Source organism: Arthrobacter sp. K4-10C, from assembly GCF_059090085.1.
Map to the genome: position 1 here is coordinate 22,041 of NZ_JBNHFI010000007.1, position 18,190 is coordinate 40,230.

At 67.4% G+C, this 18,190-nt stretch carries 13 protein-coding genes; 7 read left to right on the forward strand and 6 right to left on the reverse strand.

What is annotated here, in order from left to right; all coding sequences use genetic code 11:
* Window positions 1–129 precede the first annotated feature (129 nt).
* The 4 genes from AC5RUU_RS10950 to AC5RUU_RS10965 all read right to left on the reverse strand — a co-directional run bounded on the left by AC5RUU_RS10950 (window position 130) and on the right by AC5RUU_RS10965 (window position 3,116).
* Window positions 130–588 (reverse strand): hypothetical protein, encoded by a 459-nt coding sequence (locus AC5RUU_RS10950; protein WP_493975240.1) that lies wholly within the window; start codon window positions 586–588, stop codon window positions 130–132.
* 291 nt (window positions 589–879) lie between these two features.
* Window positions 880–1,602, reverse strand: coding sequence for a FadR/GntR family transcriptional regulator (locus AC5RUU_RS10955; RefSeq protein WP_493975462.1), 723 nt, complete (start codon window positions 1,600–1,602; stop codon window positions 880–882).
* Window positions 1,603–1,733: 131 nt separating this feature from the next.
* Window positions 1,734–2,726 (reverse strand): M56 family metallopeptidase, encoded by a 993-nt coding sequence (locus AC5RUU_RS10960; RefSeq protein ID WP_493975241.1) that lies wholly within the window; start codon window positions 2,724–2,726, stop codon window positions 1,734–1,736.
* Between the two features lie 6 nt (window positions 2,727–2,732).
* The gene (locus AC5RUU_RS10965; RefSeq protein WP_493975242.1) at window positions 2,733–3,116 is read right to left on the reverse strand and encodes a BlaI/MecI/CopY family transcriptional regulator; all 384 of its coding nucleotides are present in this window, start codon (window positions 3,114–3,116) and stop codon (window positions 2,733–2,735) included.
* 256 nt (window positions 3,117–3,372) lie between these two features.
* On the opposite strand from AC5RUU_RS10965, the gene AC5RUU_RS10970 reads away from it, so the two are divergent.
* Genes AC5RUU_RS10970 through cydD form a run of 3 tightly spaced genes read left to right on the forward strand, consistent with a single transcriptional unit; the run spans window position 3,373 to window position 9,561 of the window.
* Window positions 3,373–4,977, forward strand: coding sequence for a cytochrome ubiquinol oxidase subunit I (locus tag AC5RUU_RS10970; protein ID WP_493975243.1), 1,605 nt, complete (start codon window positions 3,373–3,375; stop codon window positions 4,975–4,977).
* Between the two features lie 32 nt (window positions 4,978–5,009).
* The gene (cydB, locus tag AC5RUU_RS10975) at window positions 5,010–6,059 is read left to right on the forward strand and encodes a cytochrome d ubiquinol oxidase subunit II (RefSeq protein WP_493975244.1); all 1,050 of its coding nucleotides are present in this window, start codon (window positions 5,010–5,012) and stop codon (window positions 6,057–6,059) included.
* A 1-nt stretch (window position 6,060) separates the two neighbouring features.
* Window positions 6,061–9,561, forward strand: a complete 3,501-nt coding sequence (cydD, locus tag AC5RUU_RS10980) for a thiol reductant ABC exporter subunit CydD (RefSeq protein WP_493975245.1) — start codon at window positions 6,061–6,063, stop codon at window positions 9,559–9,561.
* On the opposite strand, the gene AC5RUU_RS10985 is transcribed toward cydD, so the two are convergent.
* Window positions 9,558–10,076 (reverse strand): DinB family protein, encoded by a 519-nt coding sequence (locus AC5RUU_RS10985; RefSeq protein WP_493975246.1) that lies wholly within the window; start codon window positions 10,074–10,076, stop codon window positions 9,558–9,560. The genes cydD and AC5RUU_RS10985 overlap by 4 nt on opposite strands.
* A gap of 9 nt (window positions 10,077–10,085) precedes the next feature.
* Window positions 10,086–12,593: a DNA gyrase/topoisomerase IV subunit A gene (locus AC5RUU_RS10990; RefSeq protein WP_493975247.1), complete on the reverse strand. Its 2,508-nt coding sequence runs from the start codon at window positions 12,591–12,593 to the stop codon at window positions 10,086–10,088.
* A 75-nt stretch (window positions 12,594–12,668) separates the two neighbouring features.
* Here AC5RUU_RS10990 and AC5RUU_RS10995 point away from each other — a divergent pair, with 75 nt between their 5' ends.
* The 4 genes from AC5RUU_RS10995 to AC5RUU_RS11010 are packed head-to-tail and all read left to right on the forward strand — an operon-like array spanning window position 12,669 to window position 18,089.
* Complete coding sequence (locus AC5RUU_RS10995; protein WP_493975248.1) at window positions 12,669–15,353, forward strand: bifunctional acetate--CoA ligase family protein/GNAT family N-acetyltransferase; 2,685 nt, start codon at window positions 12,669–12,671, stop codon at window positions 15,351–15,353.
* 42 nt (window positions 15,354–15,395) lie between these two features.
* The gene (locus AC5RUU_RS11000; protein ID WP_493975249.1) at window positions 15,396–16,139 is read left to right on the forward strand and encodes a DUF5998 family protein; all 744 of its coding nucleotides are present in this window, start codon (window positions 15,396–15,398) and stop codon (window positions 16,137–16,139) included.
* Window positions 16,139–17,362, forward strand: a complete 1,224-nt coding sequence (locus tag AC5RUU_RS11005; protein WP_493975250.1) for an alkaline phosphatase family protein — start codon at window positions 16,139–16,141, stop codon at window positions 17,360–17,362. The genes AC5RUU_RS11000 and AC5RUU_RS11005 overlap by 1 nt, the downstream gene beginning before the upstream one ends.
* Window positions 17,355–18,089, forward strand: a complete 735-nt coding sequence (locus AC5RUU_RS11010) for a thymidine kinase (RefSeq protein WP_493975251.1) — start codon at window positions 17,355–17,357, stop codon at window positions 18,087–18,089. Before AC5RUU_RS11005 ends, AC5RUU_RS11010 begins: the two co-directional genes overlap by 8 nt.
* The last annotated feature ends 101 nt before the right edge of the window (window positions 18,090–18,190 follow it).

Consider the following 18,190-nt stretch of genomic DNA (forward strand, 5'->3'; position numbering starts at 1 on the left):
CGCGAAGCCCTCTTCTTCCTTGATCGTTTTGTCTCCCGTGCTCGGACATGCTGCTGTTGTCCGGGCACGGGAGACAACAAATAGCGGAAGAATTTGGCAGGGGGTTGGCGCTCCTTCGGTGAGGCGTGGCTAGAAGCGGATGTGGACTGTGAAGCTGTCTTCGGGTTGACCGGTGTGGTCTGCGGCAGCTTCGCGCGCCGCCGCAGGGATGTCGATGAAGCTGCTGGCGGTGGCGGTGAGTCCCGGGTGGTTGTCGAACGCCAGTGTCAACTGCCCGTCGGTGGCCTGTCTTATATAGACGGTGATCGCTGTTTTGGGAGTGGCGGATCGGGTTCCGGTGCTGCTGAGCGAGTAGTAGGGCGTGGTTCCGCCACGTTGGCCGACAGGGATGTTCACCCGGATGGTTCCCGCTGCCTCGAGTTCCACGAGGCGGGCCTTGATGGTGTCTTTGCAGGCGGGGATGCCTTGGGTGATATCGGAGACCTTGCTTGCCCCGTGGTGGGACAGGTAGGCGATGATCTGTGTCTTCGTTTGTTCAGTCCGGGGGTGCGGTGGCCGTCCGGTGCTCGGGGTTGCGGTCGTGGTCAAGGCTGTGTCCTTCAACGGTGCCGGTGCCTGGCGGTCAGTGCACCAGGACGCGTTCGGAGTCGGCTGTGCTGGGTTGCTCAGGGGTATCGGTGACGACGTCGTTTTTCATTGTGTTCCTTGTAACTTCGGCGCCCGTGGGCGGCAGTGAAGGACGGTCTGGATTCGTCATTGAATCCGCGTCCGGTGGTGTATTTCGTGGTCCGGCCGGTCCGGCTGCCGGGCATGACCGATCGGCTCCGGTTTGCGGTGCTGCATGACTGGAGGTGGGGTAACGCGGCGCCGGGAGGGACGTCAGGCGTGGCCGTGGGGGTGCGGAGGAGCCGGGAGCACGGCCGAGAGCGTTCCCTCGACGCCGTGGAGATGGCGCATCATGGCCAGCCCGGCGTCTTCCGCGGAGCCTCTTTCGATGGCTTCGAAAATGGCCGCGTGCTCAAGGCCGGATTCTTTCCTGCGGTCCACCACTTGATTGAGGGTGCTGGATTGGTTGGCCATTGCTTCATCGATATCGGAAAGCATCGAAGCGAACACGCCGTTGCCGCTGCTGCGGGCGATGATCGCGTGGAACTCGGAGTTCAGGATGACCCATTGTTCAAGGTCTTCTTCTTCGTCCATGGCCTGGAGGATTTCCCGGAGTGATTCCACGTCCTGCTGGCTGCGATGCTTCGCGGCCAGGCTGGCGGACGGGACCTCGATGTGCGGCCGTGCCTCCAGGAGTTCGCGTGCCGAGTACTTGCCCAGTTTGAGGTCCTGGGCAACCCTGTCGGCGATTACATATGTACCTTTGCCTGTCCGGGTCACGGTCAGGCCCAAGGCATTGGTGGACTTCAGGGCCTCCCGGACCATGGTTCTGCTGACGCCAAACTGCTGCGCCAACGTGGCCTCGGAGTCCAGCCTGGAGCCAACGGCGATCTTGCCGGTCTCGATGGCGTTGCGCAGGGTGGCCAGCACCGCTTCAGCGGCGCCGATGCGAACAACTTTTTCTTGTCCAGCAGTCCAGCTGTCCAACAGGCTCATCATGGTTCGAATATGGCATAGGTCACAAAAGTGGGGCAAATTGTTACGCCGTCATTTAAGTGATTCCCTGTGGCCGGGGCTTCGGCGAAGTTCCGCCGGGTCTCCGATTAGGAGTTCCTGGTAAACCGTGCTCAGCCCAGCAGGCCGGGGCCCACCAGGAGGGCCGTCGGCAGGGCCAGCAGCAAGATGCAGCCGGTCAGGACCAGGCTGCGCACGGCGCCCGGCAGCTGGGGCTGCGGCGACAGCAGGCGGCTGACCCTGGACGCGGTGGTACGGGCTGAATCCGACGCCATGACACCATTCCCGGCGTCGAGGCCGGAAAGGGCCAGGCTGGACGTTGCCGGACGGAGGTCGGCCCCGGTGGTTCCCTGCGGCGACCCGCTGGCAACGATGGCGATGGCCTTGATCAGCGTTGCTTTGCTCTCGCTCTTGAGGGCGACGTCGTCAGCCAGCATCTCGATGAGTGAGTTGACGGACTCCTGGGCCAGCCGGGTGGTGGGAAGCCAGGGCAGGGCCTGCCGCCACGCCGCGAAGGCCCACAGGAGCAGGTGGTGCCGCTGGCTGAGGTGGGCATTCTCGTGGATCAGGACGGCGCGTAGTTCCGCCGGTTCAAGGGCAGCCATCAGGCCGTCGGACAAAACGGTCACCGACCGGGCCCCGCCGGGCAGGCAGTAGGCCACCGGAGAATCATGGCTTATCACCAGGGTTGCGGCGTCCTGCCCTGAGGGCGAAGCCAGCAGTGCAAGCAGTTCGCGGTGGCGCCGACGCTGCCGCTCGATCTTGTAGTAGGTCAGCAGCAGGGTGAAGACGAGGTGGGCTGTCAGCAGTGCAGCTGCCGACAACGCGAAGATGTGCCAGAACCCCAGGGCCGTGGTGGGGGCGTTGAAAAGCACCATCCCGGTGAGCGCCCGAAGCCCGGCAATCAGGTTGTCGCCGATGGGCTCCAGCCCATAGACGAGCATGGCACCGATCATGGACAGCCCGCCGGCGAGGGCGATCGCCTGCCAGAGGAGCATGGCTGTGAACGGAGAGCGGGCGGGCCACTGCGCACGCGAAAGAAGGATGGGTACCGGCCAGGCCAGTACTACCGCCAGGACCGCCAGCAGGTATGAGGCCCAGAACATGGTTGGCTAAAGGTGGCCAAGCAGTTTGCGCAGTGTTTCGGCTTCGTTTTCGGAAACAGATCCAATGAAGCGTGCCAGCACGGCTTCGCGGTCCGGAGCAGACCCCAGGACCTCGTGCATGAGCTCCGCCGTGTGCTCTGCACGGCTGGAGACAGCCTGGTAGCGGTGCGGTCGGGTGCCGCGTTCGCGCTCCACCAGCCCCTTCTTTTCAAGCCGGGACAGCACGGTGAGCACGGTGGTAACCGCGAGTTCCTTGCCCTCGTGCGCGGACCCGCCCTGCCCTGCGGACGTTCGGGCCAGCTGGTCCCGCAGGGTGTTCGCCGTAGCAGCTTCCTGGCCCGCCCAGAGCAGATCCATTACTGCCCGTTCCAGTTCACCAAGACTTGCCATCGCACTCTTCCTTTGTTCCCCGCACCGTGCGCCTTCCAGCGCCAGTGACTACACGCGGCTTCTTCAACTACATCTATAAATCTACCCCGAATCGGCGTTACTTTCTACGTTGGGTAGAACATGTGATGGGCGGCATGCCGGCGTATTGCGTCGGTGGGCTGGAGCCGGTTTACAGCGCGCGGGCGTTGTTCTACACTCGGTAGAAGTTAGTTCTACGAGGTGTAGAAAACTGCATTGGCTAACAGTAGGGACTGCCTTGGACGCCTTGGAAATCGCACGCTGGCAATTCGGTATCACCACGGTCTACCACTTCATGATGGTCCCGCTGACCATCGGCCTGGGCCTGGTGGTGGCCATCATGCAAACCCTCTGGCACCGCACCGGCAAGCCGGAGTACCTGCGGATGACCAAGTTCTGGGGAAAGCTGTTCCTCATCAACTTCATCATGGGTGTTGCCACGGGCATCGTGCAGGAATTCCAGTTCGGCATGGCCTGGAGCGAGTACAGCAGGTTTGTGGGCGACGTCTTCGGCGCCCCGCTGGCCCTTGAGGCACTGCTGGCATTCTTCGTCGAGTCCACGTTCCTGGGGCTCTGGATCTTCGGCTGGAAGCAGCTGAAGCCCGCCATCCACCTTGCCTGCCTGTGGGTTGCCGTGATTGGCTCCGTGTTCTCCGCCTACTTCATCATCGTGGCCAACAGCTGGATGCAGCACCCCGTGGGTGTGGAGATGGTGGACGGCCGGCCGGTCATGACCGACGCCTGGGCAGTCTTCACCAACAACACTGCGCTGGTGGCTGTGCCGCACACCTTGTTCGGTGCGCTGGCCGTGGCGGGCGGCTTCCTGCTCGGCATCGCCTGGTACCACCTCTGGCGCAGGCGGCGCGACGGCGTGGACACCGTGGGTGCCGACGGCAAGGTCATCCCGGGGGAGTCTGCAACAATCCCCGGACGCGACCGTGCCGACCACACCGTATGGATCCGGTCCCTGCGGATCGGGGCCGTGGTGGCCATGATCTCCTTTGCCGGCACGGCCGTCACGGGCGACCTCCAGGGCAAGCTGATGTTCGAGCAGCAGCCCATGAAGATGGCAGCAGCGGAAGCTGCCTGCCACGACGGCACCGGCTTCTCCGTCCTGAGCATCGGCAACCTCGGTTCCCAGAACTGCGACGACATTGTGGCCCTGATCGAAGTCCCCGGCATCCTCTCCTATCTGGCCAAAGGCGACTTCACCACCGAGGTCAAGGGCGTCAACACCCTGCTGCCCGAATACCAGGCCAACTACGGCACACACCTCCCCGACAACCCGATCTACGGCGAACGTGCCGGTCAGGAGATCGATTACCTGCCGGTCATGGAAGTCACCTACTGGGGCTTCCGCATGATGATCGGTTTCGGCGGGCTCGCGGCGCTGGCAGCACTCGTGGCACTGTGGCTCACCCGGAGCGGAACGGTTCCCCGGTCCCCGTGGCTCATGCGGCTGGCTGTCCTGGGCATCATGGCCCCGTTCGGCGCCAACGCAGCAGGCTGGATCTTCACCGAAATGGGCCGCCAGCCGTTCGTGGTGGCCCCCAACCCCGACCCCAACGGCATCGACCAGGTATTCATGTTCACCGCGGCGGCTGTCTCCCCGGGTGTTTCGGCAGCGGAACTGCTGGCCTCGCTCGTCACCCTGACCGCCGTGTACGCCGTCCTGCTGGTGGTGGAGGTGAAGCTGCTGGTCAAGTACATCCGGGGCGGCGTGGTCTCCGCGATGCCGGAACTGGCCCACCTGCCGGCGGATGAAAACGAGGACGCCACCCCGGGCCCTGGCGGGGCCGGCGGCGCCAAACCCGCCGACGACGTCCTGGCCTTCGCCTACTAGCCGCAGCCGACACAAAGCAGAGGAAACGAACTATGGAACTGCTGCCGACCATCTGGTTCATCGCCATCGCGGTGCTGTGGACCGGGTATCTCTTCCTTGAGGGATTTGACCTGGGCGTCGGAATGCTGATGAAAGCCTTTGCGCGCAACAACACCGAGCGACGCGTGCTCCTGAACACCATTGGGCCGGTGTGGGACGGCAATGAAGTCTGGCTGCTCACGGCCGGTGGTGCCACGTTCGCCGCCTTCCCGCTCTGGTACGCCTCCCTGTTTTCCGCCCTCTACCTGCCCCTGCTGGTGGTCCTGGTTGCCCTGATCTTCCGCGCTGTTGCCTTTGAATACCGCGGCAAGGTTGACACGGACCGCTGGCGTGCCCGGTGGGACTGGGCCATCGCCCTCGGATCCTTCTTCGCCGCCTTCGGCGTCGGCGCAGCCCTGGCACTGACCACCACCGGACTGCCCCTGAACGCGAACGGCGACCGCGAAGGCGGGCCCTTCGCCTGGTTCAGCGGCTATGCGGTGCTCGGCGGTCTGGCCGTGGTGGGGTTCTCGCTGGTCCACGCCCTTGCGTTCCTGGCGTTGAAGACCGACGGCGAGGTCCGGCACCGTGCCCGCCTGTGGTTCGTCCGGCTGCTCCCGGTGCTGCTCCTGCCCATCGCTGCCTGGGCGCTCAGCATCCAGTTCCTGGCCGGAAAGCCGTGGACCTGGGCCGCCGTCCTGCTCGCCGTTGCCGCCGCTGCAACGGCGTGGCTGAGTGCCCGCACGGGAGCCGAAGGCAAAGCGTTCCTGGCCCTCGGCGGGTTCCTGGCGCTGGGCGCTGCGTCCATCTTCGGCGCGGTGTTCCCCGTGGTCCTGCCGTCCACCCTGGACAGTGCATTCGACCTCACCATTTCAAACGCTTCCTCGTCGGACTACACTCTGGGCCTTATGAGCATCGTCGCCGCGTTCGGCCTGCCCTTGGTGATCGCATACCAGGCCTGGACCTACTGGGTGTTCCGCCGCCGGGTGAGCGTCGCCTCCATCCCGGAGGCGCACAGCTTCCTGCCGGCGGTCGCCGCCAAGGCGTTCACCACGAAGGGCTGACGTGCGTCCTACGTTCCCCGCCGGTCCGGCCACCCGTTCCGCGATCTACTGGCTCGGCGTCCTCGCAGCGCTCAAAGCGCTGTCGCTGGTCCTGATGGGCCAGGCCGTAGCCTCCGCCCTGGCCGGATTGGCCGCCGGGGAGACAGGCTGGGCCGGGCAGCTCGTCCCGGGGCTGGCCGGAGTGGTGCTCCGCTCCCTGACCGTGTGGGGGCAGGCGGTTGCCGCCCGCCGGGCAGCGCTGGGCATCAAGGAGGAACTGCGCTCCGGGCTGCTGGAGCGGGCGCTCCGCAACGGTGCCAGGAGCACTGGCCCGGCAGACGGCGGGTTGGCCGTGCTGGCCACCCGCGGCCTGGACGCCCTGGACGGCTACTACACGCAGTTCCTCCCCGCCCTGGTGAATTGTGCAGCCATCCCGCTGCTGCTGGGCGCCCGGATCCTTTTTGCCGACTGGGTCAGCGCCGTGGTGATTGTCCTCACCGTGCCGCTCGTGCCGCTGTTCATGGTGCTGATCGGCCGGTACACGGAGGACAAGGTGCGCGAGGCGCAGTCCTCCCTGGCCAGGCTGTCCGCCCACATGCTGGAACTGGCCAAGGGCCTGCCGGTCCTGGTGGGTCTGGGGCGTGCCTCCGCCCAGCGCAGGGCGCTCGAGGAGATCTCCGAGGAATACCGCTCCCGCACCATGGGCACCCTCCGCACCGCCTTCATGTCCGCGCTGGCGCTCGAACTGATCGCCACCATCTCCGTTGCCGTCGTGGCGGTGTTCATCGGCGTGCGCCTGGTGCACGGCGACATGCCCCTCGAGGCCGGACTGCTGGCACTGATCCTCGCCCCGGACTGCTACCTTCCCCTGCGTGAGCTGGGCACCGCCCACCACGCCAGCGACGACGGCCGGGTGGCCCTCGCGGAGGTCGCGGCAGTGACTGGATCGCCCGAGTCGCAGCCGCTGGCGGCGGTCCGGGCAGGACGGCCGGGAGCGCCCATCACTGTGTCCGCACTCACCGTGACCTATCACGGAAGGTCCAGGGCCGCCGTCGGGCCCCTCAGCTTCGAAGCGCCCCAGAGCAGGATCACCGCTCTGGACGGGCCCAGTGGTGCGGGAAAAAGCACCGTGCTGGGTGTCCTGGCCGGCACGATCGGAGAGGGTGGCGGCACGGCCATCACCGGTTCCGTCAAAGGCCTGGACCGCAGCGCAGTGGCATGGGTTCCCCAGCATCCCGTCATGGTGGCCGGCACCGTTTTGGACGAGGTGCTCCTCTACCTTTCGGCCCATGCCCGCAACTCCAGGGACCGTGCGCGCACTGAAGACATGGCCCGGTCCTGCCTGGCCCGCGCCGCCGCGGGGCACCTTGCCGCCAAACGCCCGGCTGAGCTGAGCCCCGGGGAACTCCGCAGGGTTGCCCTGGCCCGCGGTCTGGCGAGGATCGAGGCGGGCGCCACCGTGCTGCTGCTCGACGAACCCACGGCCCACCTGGACGACGATTCGGCCATGGTGGTGGAGGACGCCATCGGAAGGTTGCGCGGGCAGGTGACGGTGATCCTGGTGGCCCACAACGAGCGCACCCGCAGCCTCGCCGACCACCTGGTGCCGGTGGGTGGCACGGCAGCGGACCAGCCTGCCGCTGCAGGTCGGGAGACCAGGCGTACGCTGCCCGCCGCTGCAGGCACCGCCGGAGCGGACGGCGGTTCCGCAGGATATGACATGCCCGCACCCGCCAGTTTCGGCCCCGAGGCCGGCGAAGGAAGGGCCGGCAAAGCAAGGGCCGGCAGTGGTGGTCCAGGTGAAGGCGGTGCCGGCGCAGTCCCGATACAGCGCAGGCCCGTCCGGCTCCTGGCGGCCCTGCTGGCGCCCGTACAGGGCAAATTCGCGGCAGCTGCGGCGGTGGGCACGCTGGCGGCGGTCTTCGCCGTCGCCCTGTCCGGCCTTTCCGGCTGGCTGATCATCCGCGCCAGCGAGCAGCCGCCCATCCTGTACCTGCTCACAGCCATTGTGGGCGTCCGCTTCTTCGGCATTGGCCGGGCAGTGTTCCGGTACTGGGAGCGGCTCCTCCTGCACGACGCCGTGTTCACCGCCCTCACCAGGCTCCGGGGCCGGCTTTGGGAGTCATTGAGCCGCCGCGCCCTCGCACTCCGCCACCTGCTCCAGGGCGGCAACGTGCTGGGAACGGTGATTGACGACGTTGACACCGTCCGGGACCTGCTTCCCCGCGTGGTCCTGCCGCCGGTGACCGCCGTGGCCGTGTCCGTGCTCGCCCTGGTCACCACCCGGCTGCTGGTGCCGTCCGCACTGCCCGCCGTCATCGCCGCGGCCGTCGCCGGCCTGGTGCTCGCCCCGGTGATTGCCCTCTGGGGCGATCGGAAGTCGGCCACTGCGGAGCAGGTCCTGCGATCAGGAGTCCTGCGCCGGATTTCGGCGGCGCTGGACGCCCGCGCGGAACTCCATGCCAACGGTGTGTCGCCGCTCGTCCTCGGTGCCCTGCAGGCCCAGGACCGCAGCGCCACCGCGGCGTCACAGCGTTCCGCCTGGGCGGACGGCCTGGGGCATGCCATCACGACGGCGGCCTGCGGTGCCGCGGCGCTCGGGGCCGCCTGGCTCGCCGCGCCGGCGGTGCTCGACGGCGGGATTGCGCCGGCAACTGCGGCGGTGGTGGTGCTGCTCCTCCTCGCGCTGGTGGAACCCTACGCAGCCATGACGACGGCGGTGCGCCAGTTCCCGGCGCTTCGGACAGTCCTGCAGCGGGTGGGCGGGTCCGGTGCCCTGGAGGCCGGGAACCGGGGCGGGGACAGCCTGGACGGGCTCCACCGCGTACCCGCCCGCGCCGGCAACCCGCCCGGCGTCGAACTGGACAATTTGGCCGCCGCGTGGCCTGGCGGTGCGCTGGTGTTCTCCGGGCTGGACGCTGTGGCGGAACCGGGGCGCTGGCTGGCCGTCACAGGTCCGTCAGGTTCTGGAAAGTCCACCCTGCTCGCGGTCCTGCTGGGGTTCCTTCCGGTGGCGGCGGGCCAGGCGCGAGTGACCGGGCGGGCGGCCTGGTGCCCCCAGGAGGCGCACCTCTTCGACTCGACCATCCGCGGCAACCTGCTGCTGGGCCGGCCCGCAAACCACGGTGAACACGGCATGGAGGCGGAGATGGACACCGTTATCGCTGCCGTGGGCCTGACCGGGCTGATGGAGCGCCTGCCCGACGGCCTGGATACCCGGATCGGCCCTGGCGGCGCCTTCCTGAGCGGGGGAGAGCGGCAGCGCCTCGCCGTCGCCCGGACCCTGATGACGGGGGCCGAAGTGATCCTCCTGGATGAACCCACGGCACACCTCGACGCTGAATCCGCGCGCCACATGCTGGCGGACCTGCGCCACGGCCTGCGTGACCGCACGGTGGTGCTGGTGACGCACAATCCCGCCGACATCTCCATCGAGGATGCCCGGCTCGTGCTGCCCTGCGCATCCGAAGGCGACGATGCCCTGGTGGCGTCCCGGACGGGAACGATCGCGGGGGACGCCTAGCCGTCTACGTCGTGAAGGTGATGGACGACGTCGTGCAGGAAGTACCGGGCGAGCGTCAGGACAGTGAACTCCGCGCCGTTGCTGCGCAGCCCTTTCCTGCCCCATTCCGATTCCCGCACGCCGGCAAAGGACTCGGCCACCTGCTTGCCCTCGGCCGTGAGTTCGGCGCTCACCACCGCGGGGTCCGCGCTGGCGTAATCCTTCTCGACGGCCGTCCGGTCCTGGTCCCAGTTCTCGAACCGGGCGTCTTCCGAGTCCAGCATGAGGTTCAGCCGCTGGTCGAACAGGCTGAAGACGTCACGGACATGGCAGGCGTACTCCAGCGCTGACCAGGTGTAGTCGTTCGGGCGCTCCGCGACGTCCGGGCGGCGGAGGACCGCACGCCACCGGGGCAGCATGTTTTCAACGGTCCCTGGGACCGTTGAAGGCGTGGCCGTGGAAGCGTCGAACGAGCATTCCGGGCAAGGACGCGTCAGGACCCAGGTCCAGTCCTTCTCATCGGGAACGATAGGCATGGGAGCAGTCTAAGCGGGATCGGGCCACGCCATGGCAGGACCCACCGCCTCAACCGGCTGGGACAGCGGGACGCCGGAACCGTCCCGCCGTCCGTGCTCCTGCGGCAGGGACCTTGCAACACCGGCCGCCGAGGACGCCTTGGCGGGGCCGTGCCCGGCCCAGGCCAGGAGCAGCGTGTCTTCGCCCTTCAGGAAGCGGTGCGCCCGTACACCGGCGGTGGCGCGGCCCTTGGCCGGGTACTCCGAGAAGGCGGTCACCTTGGCTGTGCCGGGTGCGGTCCCGGGCAGCGCGCCGTTGGTCCCGGCGATGGTGACCACGACGGCGGCCTCGTCCTTTGGCTGCACCGCACCGAAGAAGACCACCCGGTCGTCCGCTGCCAGCTTGATGCCTGCCATGCCGCCCGCCGTTCGCCCCTGCGGACGCACGCTTGCTGCAGGGAATTTGAGCAGCTGCGCCTGGCTGGTGAGGAACACCAGTTCGGCGTCATCGGCCCCGGCGGGCGCGACGCCCACCACGAAGTCCTTGTCCTTCAGGGCGATGACTTCCCAGTCCTCGCGGTTCAGCGGGTAGTCAGGCTGGACCCGTTTCACCACGCCCTGGGCAGTGCCGATGGCGAGGACCTCGTCCAGCGGGACGAACGCCACCAGGGTTTCGCCCTTGAGCAGTGTGAGGAAGTCCTTGGCGGGTACGCCGCCGGCGAGGTTGGGCAGTCCGGTCACCGGCGGGAGGACGGGCATGTCCATCACCTGCAGACGCAGCATGCGCCCCTGGGAGGTGACGGCCGCGATTTCCCCGCGGGCCGACGTCTTCACCACCGACGTGAACACGTCATGCTTGCTCCGCGGCCCTGCCTCGGCCAGCGGCTCCTGGTTGCTGGTGCGGCCGATCTGGCCGGAAGCGGTCAGGATGGCCCAGCAGGGATCGTCAGAGATCTCCAGGGCCAGCGCTGCCGGCTTGCCCTTCTTGCCGTTGGCCCCGGACAGTTCGGCGGCGACCGTGGGGGAGACCGCCTCCGATTCCAGGAGGACCGTGCGCCGCGGCGTGCCGTGCTGTTCAGCAATGGCGCCCAGTTCGTCGGACACCACGCCGCGGAGGAGTTCTTCGGAGCCCAGGATGGCCTCCAGTTCCTCGATCTCGCGGCGCAGCTCCTCCTGCTCCTTCTCCAGCTCAATCCGGGAGTACTTGGTGAGCTGGCGGAGCCGCAGTTCCAGGATGTAGTTCGCCTGGAGTTCGGACAGGTCGTAGATGGACATCAGCCGGGCACGGGCCGCGGCTGCCTCGTCCGAGGACCGGATGATCTGGATGACCTCGTCGATGTCCACGATGGCGATGAGGAGGCCCTCCACCAGGTGGAGGCGGTCCTTTTTCTTGCCTAGCCGGAACACGGTACGGCGGCGCACCACGTCAATCCGGTGGTTCACGTACACCGTCAGCAGCTCAACCAGCCCCAGCGTCCGGGGCTGGCCGTCCACCAGGGTGACGTTGTTGATGCCGAAGGAGTCCTCCATCGGCGAGTAGCGGTACAGCTGCTGCAGGACGGCGTTCGGGTTGAAACCGTTCTTCAACTCAATGACCAGGCGCAGGCCGTGCTTGCGGTCCGTCAGGTCGACAATGTCACTGATGCCCGTCAGCTTCTTGGCGTTGACGGCGTCCTTGATCTTCTCGATCACCTTCTCCGGGCCCACCATGTACGGGAGCTCGGTGACCACCAAACCGGTACGGCGGGCCGAGAGCTGTTCCACCTCCACCTTGGCGCGGGTCTTGAAGGAACCCCGTCCCGTGGCGTAGGCGTCGCGGATGCCGTCCAGGCCCACGATCCGCCCGCCGCTGGGCAGGTCGGGTCCCGGAACGAAGCGCATGAGGTCGTCCAGCGTGGCGTCCGGGTGGGCGATTAGGTGCCGCGCGGCCGAGATGACCTCCACCAGGTTGTGCGGGGCCATGTTGGTGGCCATGCCGACGGCGATGCCGGTGGCGCCGTTGACCAGCAGGTTGGGGAATGCCGCGGGCAGGACATCGGGCTGGGTCAGCTGGTTGTCGTAGTTGGGGACGAAGTCCACCACGTCTTCGTCGAGATGGTCGGTGAGCGTGAGGGCGGCGGCGGCAAGCCTGGCTTCCGTGTACCGCGGAGCCGCCGGGCCGTCGTCGAGCGAGCCGAAGTTGCCGTGCCCATCGATCAGCGGCAGCCGCAGCGAGAAGTCCTGCGCCATCCGCACCATGGCGTCATAGATCGCGGTGTCTCCGTGCGGGTGCAGCTTGCCCATCACCTCGCCCACCACGCGGGCGCTCTTGACGTGCCCGCGGTCCGGTCGCAGGCCCATGTCGCTCATCATGTACAGGATCCGGCGCTGGACCGGCTTGAGCCCGTCCCGCGCATCCGGAAGCGCCCGGGAGTAGATGACGGAATACGCGTACTCCAGGAAGGAACCCTCCATTTCGGAGGTGACATCGATATCAACGATGTTCTCCGTGTAGGGGGTGGTGTCCACGGGAGGGGCTGAACTTTGGCGGCGGGCCATGGGGTTGGTAAGTCCTTCGGGGGTAACTGTGCAGCTTTCCGGAGTGCTCCGGTAGTTTTTGGCTAGGCTAAGCCTATGGTGGATCAGCCCGGGGACGGCGAATATCCGGAACATTGGGAAGCCGATGTCGTCCTGCGCGACGGCGGAACAGCGCACCTGCGCCCCATCCATCCGTCGGATGCCGATGCGGTCCAGGCGTTCCACATGCGGCAGTCCCAGGATTCAATTTACATGCGGTTCTTCGCCTTCAAGGCCAGGCTGTCCAGCAAGGAGCTCAAGCGCTTCACGGAGGTGGACTACAAGGACCGGGTGGCCTTCGTCATTACCAGCCGCGGGGAAATCATCGGCATTGGGCGCTACGACCGGCTGGATGATCCTGCCGAGGCCGAGGTTGCATTCAACATCGCCGACGCGCACCAGGGCAGGGGACTGGGATCGATCCTGCTGGAACACCTGGCCGCCGCGGCGCACGAGAACGGGATCCGCCGGTTCAGCGCCGAGGTGTTGCCGGAGAACCGCAAGATGCTGATGGTCTTCTCCGACGCAGGCTATGACGTCAAGCGCCACTTCGACGACGGCGTGGTGAGCCTGGAGTTCAACATCGACCCCACCGAGAAATCCCGGGCTGTCATGGAATCCCGTGAGCACCGCGCGGAGGCGAGGAGCGTGCGTGACCTGCTGACGCCGTCGTCCGTTGCCGTAATCGGCGCCAGCCGCAAATGGGGGACGGTGGGTTACCAGCTCCTGGAGCACATCATCGAGGGCAAGTACCCGGGGCCGGTCTACGCCATCAATCCCGAGGCGCTGGAACTGGCCGGCATGATGTCCTTCGGCAGCCTGTCCGAAGTTCCGGATCCCGTGCACCTTGCCGTCATTGCCGTTCCCTACGAGGAAGTTCCGGCTGTTGTTGCGGACTGCGCGGCCTCGGGCGTGAAGGGCCTGGTGATTGCCTCCGCCGGCTTCGCGGACGACGGCGAACGCGGCCTCCAGCGGCAGCGGGACCTGGTGCGGCAGGCCAGGGCGAACGGGATGCGCGTCATAGGCCCGGCCTCGCTGGGCATCGTGAACACGCACCCCGACGTTTCGCTCAACGCATCGATGGCGCCCACGCTGCCGCTGCGCGGAAGCCTGGGCCTGTTCAGCCAGTCCGCGGCCATAGGCGTCTCGCTCTACGCCGCCTCCAGCCGGCGGCGGCTGGGCCTGTCCACGTTCCTGTCGGCGGGGAACAGGGCGGACGTCTCCGGAAACGACATGATGCAGTACTGGGAGGACGACGCAGACACCTCCGCCGTGGGCCTCTACCTGGAGTCCATCGGCAACCCGCGCAAGTTCTCACGCCTGGCCAGGCGGCTGGCACGCACCAAGCCGGTGATCGTGGCCAAGTCCGACACCATGGGCCTTCGGCTGCCCCCGGGCCACGCCGTCCGTACCACCCAGGCGCCGGTTGGGGCACTGGATTCCATGCTTCGCCAGTCCGGCGTCATCCGGGTGGAGACCATCGAACAGCTGGTGGACGTGGCGCAGGTTGTTTCCGGCCAGCCGCTGCCCACCGGACCGGGGATCGCCATTTTCAGCAACTCGCAGGCGCTGGGCAAAGTGGTGGCGGACAGCGCCGCGGACCAGGGGCTCAGCGTCGCGCAGCTGGTGACGGGGTTGGATCTCGACGCGGGGCGGTCCGTTGCCCTGCCGGCCCTGCGTGAAAGGCTGATGAAAGCACTGCAATCCGACGCCGTGCACTCCGCGGTCGCGGCGCTCCTGCCCGCCCGCGGGCTCACGGTGGACAGCATTGCCGAGGTCCTCGCCGAGTGCTCGGCAGCCGCCGGCAAGCCGGTGGTGGCGGCGTTCACCGGCATCCTGGACCCCTCGGTCTACGTTGAGGGCATGGTGGGATCCCTGGACCACACTGTTCCCTGCTTCTCGAATCCCGGGGCGGCGGTGGCAGCGCTCGCGGCCGTGGTGAGGTACTCGGAGTGGGTATCCCGCGACCAGGGGCACTTCGTGGAACCCGCCGGCTGCGACCCACGGAGGGCGCACGCCGAGCTCGAGGTCCTGCTGCGGGATGTTCGGGGAGAGCAGCTCAAGCAGCTGGACCCGGCAGCTGCCGCCTCCCTGCTGGGCCACTACGGCATCACCGTGCTTCCGTCCGTGGGTTTCGATACCCCGGACCAGGCCGTGCAGGCGGCCGACGGGCTGGGCTGGCCCGTGGCTTTGAAAACCACTGCTCCCGCCTTGCGGCACCGGCTCGACCTCGGCGGGGTCCGGCTCGATATCCAGGACCCCGGGTCGCTGCGCCAAAACGTCCTCCAGATGCGCCGTGCGCTCGCCGCCTACGGTGACCCTGGACTGGAGGTGCAGTCGATGGCGCCCGTCGGCCAGGCGTGCACCTTCCGGGCCATCGAGGACCCGCTGCTGGGTCCTGTCATTTCGTTCGGGCTGGCCGGAGACGCCACCACCCTGCTGGATGACTGGGCCCACAGGGTGCCGCCCCTGTCCGCCGCGGACGTGCACGACTTCATCCGCGCGCCCAGGGCGGCCAGGAAGCTGTTCGCCTACCAGGGGCTGCCCGCCGTCGACGTACCGGCACTGGAGGACCTGGCCGGGAGGCTGGCCTGGCTGAAGGACAACCATCCAGAGATTGCCCTGGTGGAATTCAACCCCGTGCTGTGCGGCACCTCGGGCGCCACCATCCTGGCCGCGGACGTCCGGATCGGCAACGCCGCCCAGCGCACGGACAGCGCGCGGCGGGCCATGTTGGGCTGACGCGGTTCGCAATGTGTGTGGCCGATCTGTGAAAATGGGGTCATGAGCTCACAGCCTCCCGCGTCGGCGCCCGAAACGCCCGGCAATGAAAACCAGGCCGTCCGCCACCACAGCTCACACAGCCACGCTTCGCAGGGCCAGAGCCTGGAAGACGCCCTGCAGAAGGCCGGCTTCTACCCACGGCTGGTGGCCGACGTCGTGGACGATGCCCTGGATGGCCGGGAATGCGTCGCCCACCTGGTGCACCTGGAAACCCACTTCGACCGGGCAGAAGTCCGGCGGCACATCACCGTCCTGGTCCTGACCTCGGACATGCTGGTCATCACGCATGTCGACGACCAGCAGCTGGACGAAGCAGGCGAGCAGATCGTCGCCCAGATTTCCACCGAATCCGTACCCGTCGCGCAGATCCGTTCCGTGGTCCTCAGCTACATGTACTCCCAGCCGCAGAACTACAAGCCCTCCGATCCCGTCCGCGAACTCACGCTGTCCATCGCCTGGTCCGGCGGTCAGCGGCTTGACATGGGCCCTGCGAACTGCGGCGACCCGCAGTGTGAAGCGGACCACGGCTACACCGGCACCATCGCCCAGGAAGACATCGTCCTGAGGATCAGCGCGGAGGCTGACGGCCTGCAGGCGGTCCAGGACGCCAAACTCTTCGCCCGTGCCCTGCGCGCCGTGAACACGGGTTCGAGCGCACCGGTACCCCATGTACAGTCGCTCCCGCCGCGCCCGCGCGCCGGCGTCTTCGGTACGCGCCTCAGCCGCGGCCACCAGCAGCGCTGATGCCGGAAGAACGGCACCCGGCTGTCAGCACCCCCCTCGCCACCGCTGGCCAGGCGCAGGACCTTCCTCCCGCTCCGGCGTACGGACGGCGCTCCGTCGCGGAAGTCCTGACCAGCGCCGCGGCCAGCCTCGGCGTCGACGGTTTCACCAACACCCTCGGCCTCCCGGAAGCCCCTCGCGTCTGCGTGGTCCTGGCCGACGGCCTGGGCCGGAACCTGCTGAAACAAAAAACCGCCCACACCCCCTTCCTGCGCTCCGTAATTCAGGCCGGGCAGGGCGACGTCCCGGTTTGGCTCGATTCGACATTTCCTTCCACCACAGCAGCAGCCCTGTCCAGCTTTGGGACCGGACTGCCGCCCGGCCAGCACGGCATGGTGGGCTACGACGTGCTCGATCCCGAACAGGACAAGGTGGTCAACCTGCTGGGGAACTGGGATCCGGGTGTGGAGCCGGAGTCCTGGCAGCCTTTCCCCACGGTGCTGGAGCGCGCTGCCGGGCAGGTGGACGTCACCACCATCAGCCTGACCCAGTTTGGTGACTCTCCCATGACCCGTGCCGCCCTGCGCGGCGGCCAGTTCGTATCCGGGACCACCTCCCACGCCCGTACAGCCGCAGCCGCGGAAGCCATGGCCGGCACTGATAAATCCCTGATGTACTTCTACCTGAACGAGCTGGACAAGGCAGGGCACCGCTACGGCTGCCAGTCCGAACAGTGGGAACACCAGCTCGAGGAGCTGGACGCCACCGTGAAGCGGCTCAGCGGTTCGCTTCCGGCCGGCACCACTATCCTCCTCACCGCCGACCACGGCATGCTGGACGTGGCCGAGCAGCACCGCATCGACTTTTCTGCCGACCCGGCACTGGTGGACGGGGTCCGGCACACGGCCGGCGAGCCGCGGATGGTCCACCTCTACCTCGAAGAGGGTGCAAGCCCTGACCGCCTGCTGGCAGCGTGGCGTGCCCGGTTCCGCGGCAGGATCTGGGCGTTCACCCGGGAGGACGCACTGTCCGCCGGCCTGTTTGGTCCGGTCCGGCCCGCAGTCGAAGGCAGGATTGGCGACATCATGATCGCGGCCCGGGACAGCCTTGCCCTGTACGACACGCGCCGCAGCCGCCCCACGGCCATGGAAGTGGTGGGCCAGCACGGCTCGCTGACGAAGGCCGAGCGTGAGGTGCCGCTGCTGTGCTTCACCGCCGGCGGCAAGGGTGCCCGCCGTGGCTGAACTCGTCTTTTTCTCCGGCACCATGGACTGCGGCAAATCCACCCTGGCACTGCAGATGGACCACAACCACCGGGCCAGGGGGCGCGGCGGGGTCCGGTTCAGCCGCAACGACCGCGCCGGCGAGTCCCGCATCTCCAGCCGTCTGGGCCTCCAAACGGACGCGGTGGAAGTGGGTGACGGCACCGACTTCTGGGAGGAAGTCATGCGCCGGCGCACGCAGGGGCAGCGCGTGGACTACCTGATTTGCGACGAGGCGCAGTTCTACTCACCGGAGCAGGTGGAACAGCTCGCCAAAGTCGTTGATGAAATCGACGTCGACGTCTTCGCTTTTGGCATCACGGCCGATTTCCGCACCCGCCTGTTTCCCGGCTCCCAGCGGCTCATCGAACTGGCAGACCGGGTGCAGGTGCTGCAGGTAGAGGCCCTTTGCTGGTGCGGCCGGCGCGCAACGCATAATGCCCGGACGGTCGACGGCGTCATGGTCACCGAGGGTGCGCAGGTGGTGGTTGGTGACGTGGACATGGCCGGAGACCCGGCAGCCGCTGCGGAAGGCAGCCATGCTTCCGTGGTGGGGTACGAGACGCTGTGCCGGCGGCACTACATGCGGCGCGTCACGGCACACGGCGCCAACCTGATGGCGGAGCAGGACCAGCTGCTGCCGTTCGACGTGGACGCGTGCTTGTGGCATGGAGCGGGCGCTGGAACGGATCAGGGGACCGGGGCCTAACCGGGGCCGTTTTGTCCGACCCTCAAAGCTGGCGGGACTTCGGCCGTCTGTACCCAGGGCCTTCTATCGAGGAACCACTGAGCAGGGATTGGGTGGATCCT